3 protein-coding genes are annotated in these 3,341 nt (G+C 30.2%); all 3 read left to right on the forward strand.

Annotated elements, in window-relative coordinates; translation table 11 throughout:
* Positions 1-96 precede the first annotated feature (96 nt).
* Positions 97-1,833, forward strand: coding sequence for a hypothetical protein (locus ACOSP6_RS00125; RefSeq protein WP_422092460.1), 1,737 nt, complete (start codon positions 97-99; stop codon positions 1,831-1,833).
* A gap of 169 nt (positions 1,834-2,002) precedes the next feature.
* Positions 2,003-2,512: a hypothetical protein gene (locus tag ACOSP6_RS00130; RefSeq protein WP_422092461.1), complete on the forward strand. Its 510-nt coding sequence runs from the start codon at positions 2,003-2,005 to the stop codon at positions 2,510-2,512.
* Entirely contained in the window at positions 2,509-3,267 is a 759-nt protein-coding gene (locus ACOSP6_RS00135; protein WP_422092462.1) for a hypothetical protein, read from the forward strand. The genes ACOSP6_RS00130 and ACOSP6_RS00135 overlap by 4 nt, the downstream gene beginning before the upstream one ends.
* The last annotated feature ends 74 nt before the right edge of the window (positions 3,268-3,341 follow it).

The following is a 3,341-nucleotide window of genomic DNA, read 5'->3' on the forward strand; positions in this document are numbered from 1 at the left end:
CGCATCAACGGAAAATAACTCGCGTCCTTTTCCCGCAAAAAATCATACACAAATACGTTATTAGGTGCAAGCCGAAAAAACAACCTGCAATAATTTATGATTAGGATAATCGAAATTGAAAATATAAAAGGAATTGACCAAAAAACATTTGACCTCGGAATTTATCCTAATAAACCAAGCTTACTAGTAGCACCGAATGGATTTGGAAAAAGTTCTCTTGCTACTGCGTTTAACTCGATGAACAACAATCGAATTAATCTAGCCGAAGATGATTTACACGCTGAAAATATTCACAATTTGCCTAGAGTGGCAATTGAGTATGTCCAAGAAGATAATACTGTACTTAATTTAGTAGCAACTCATAATTCAAATACAATTAGTAATCACTTTGATTATTTTGTAATAAATAACCAAACTAAACCAAAAGGCATAGGTTCACGATTTGGCAATGCGACTGCGAGGTTAGAAATAAAAGACGTTGTATTAGTTGATAGAATTCCCGACAATACGCAATTCGGATACTCTTTTAGAAATAGTCAAGCAGCATTTGGTAAATGCGGAAAAGTTTTGCCAAATTTAAATACAGTTCTAAATAATTTAGTGTTAGTTGAAAAATTGAGTGAAAACTATCAAGCATTAGAACGTGCAAATGGAGTCTTAAACCAAAGAAGAATAAATGAAGTTATTTCTCGGATAAATGCTCAAGACGAAACAGCTACCTCGAACACTTTGAATAATTGGGTTTCTTTAAATTGTTTAAATGACCTTAAACAAATTAATTACCTTAACACAATCGGTGATTTAATAAATGAATTTGACATAGGTTACGATTCAGAATCAAAGAGTTATTTAGCTGCCATACAATTAGTAACTCTTTTCAACAATAATCGAAATAATTTTAAAGCGGCTTGTACTTATAGCAATTATCGTTTAGACAAACAGAGATTTGACGAAACTCTTTCAACATTTAATTGCACGTGGCGAAACATTAGCACAAGTCAAACAGGAGGTAAATTAGTTGTAAAATTTCCACAAGCAATCCATATTTCAAACGGTCAGAGAGATATATTGACATTTGTATCTATGTTGTTTAGAGCAAGAAGACATTTAAAAAAAGGAGCTAATATCTTAATAATAGATGAAGTATTTGATTATCTAGATGACGCTAACCTAACAGCAGCACAGTATTACATTACACAATTTATTAAAGAGTATAAACTCGCAAATAGGAGGATTTATCCGTTAATCTTAACACATTTAAATCCCAATTACTTCAAAAACTTCGCTTTCAGTAATCAAAAAGTATACTATTTAAATAAGTCAAACATTCAAGTTGCCCAAGGAATTATAAACCTCTTGAGGAATAGAAACGACTTAACAATAAAAGATGATGTTTCTAAATACTTACTTCATTACGACCCAGGAATAATAAATAAGCGGAATGAATTTCGAGCATTAAATATCCCAGAACTATGGGGAGAAGGTGACAATTTTAGAAATCATTTGAACAATGAAGTTCAAAACTATTTAAATGACAGACCTTATGACCCATTTGCAGTTTGTGGTGGCTTAAGAATAAGGATTGAAGAAATTGCTTACAACAAACTTCAAAGTCAAGCCGCTAGAACTACCTTTTTAGCCACTCATAAAACTAGAATTAAATTAGAAAAAGCAGAAGAATTGGGATTTACATCACCTGAATCTCATTACCTTTTGGGAATCATTTATAATGATGGAATGCATTGGAAATTGAATCAAGATAATGTTTCACCAATCGCAGCCAAATTGGAAAATTTGACAATTAAAAAGCTAATAGCTGATGTGTTTGCCTAAAAGAAAAAGTAAAAAGGCCAGCACCTAACAACGTATATAAAAAATAGCGGTTTAATTCGCTTAACCGAAGTAAAATGAATAAATCAAAGGTCTGTTATAACCCGAAAAGTTACTGCTTAAAATCCGCTACTTTTCATATACAAGACCGTTGTGTAACATTTGAGAAACTATGTGTAAAGAAGATTTAAAAATCCATTTTTGTACCTGTTCAAATAAGCAGGAAATTAATATTGATTTTGCAGATGAAATTGTAAAACTATATCAATTAAAAAAGAGTGATTCCCTAATGGCACTATTAAATGATGATGGTTCATATATGGAGACTTACTTTAAATGGACTCTTTTTTCATTTAAAGAAGAAGCTAATAAGAATAGCGTTATGGGAATGATGATATATCCTCAAAGACAAATTAATAAAGAGCTGACAATAGACAGTATTTTGGAAGCTTTAAATTCAAGAAACCCATTTGATTTTAATTACGAACCTAAAGAGAAAGATTTTATCAAAATTGAAGAAAAATACAAGTTCATTGAACTTGATGAACACAAGCGACCTGTAATAATGGAATATATATCTTTCAAATTTGAAAATGGAAAATGGGAATTCGGAAGATATCCAATGCACCATATTCACAAAGAAACTGAAATAGGGAAAATAAAAACGTTAAACAAACAATGAGAATTTTAATAAACTATATTATTCTGCTATTTTCCTTACAGTCATTTTCACAGAATCGAGCTGAAATAGAAGCTGATTATGAAATTCAAGGTTACTTTAAAAACTACGAAAACTTTAATGTTGATTCCTTAAAAAATCAAAAGTTTAAATTCGTTAAGGAAGATGATAGAGGATTTGGAAAACTACTTTTCGAAAGAAAAAGAGACAACGGAGTTTCTGAAAAAATATATCAAGTACTAATAAATTATATTCACGGCAGATACACTAAATACAAAGAATATAAAGTCCATACATTTTCGAAAAATGACTCAATATTTGGATTAATAAATTATGACCCTTACCGAAAAAAAGCGAATTATTATTTTGACTTTGGAAAACTTCAAAATTATTTAGAATATCATAATGAATTTTATCAAACAAAATTTACAACTACGAATTTTGTAAATCAAGTGTTAGATGACCACATTTACGGATATGTTTGTGGATTTGCACCAGTTGTTTATGATGTACCTAGATATAACAACTTAATGTTTGATAAGAAAAAAAATATTTCGGAATTTCGAAATTGGATAAAATCATTCAATCCAGAATTACAAACTTACGGAATAGATGCTCTTGAATACTTAGAAAAAAATAAAAGAATAAAACTAACAGAATTAGACAGAAAGTTAATTTCGAATATTAAAAATCGTAATTCAATTTTGAACACTTGCAGTGGATGTTTAGGTGTATATAAAAAAGTGAAAGGAAATTAAAACGTTACACAACAAGGTGTATAATTAATTGCGGCTGTCCCGAAGCTTCGGGACCTCACCGGAAATTCAATCTT

The organism is Tenacibaculum sp. MEBiC06402 (assembly GCF_049239625.1).
GTDB lineage: Bacteria > Bacteroidota > Bacteroidia > Flavobacteriales > Flavobacteriaceae > Polaribacter.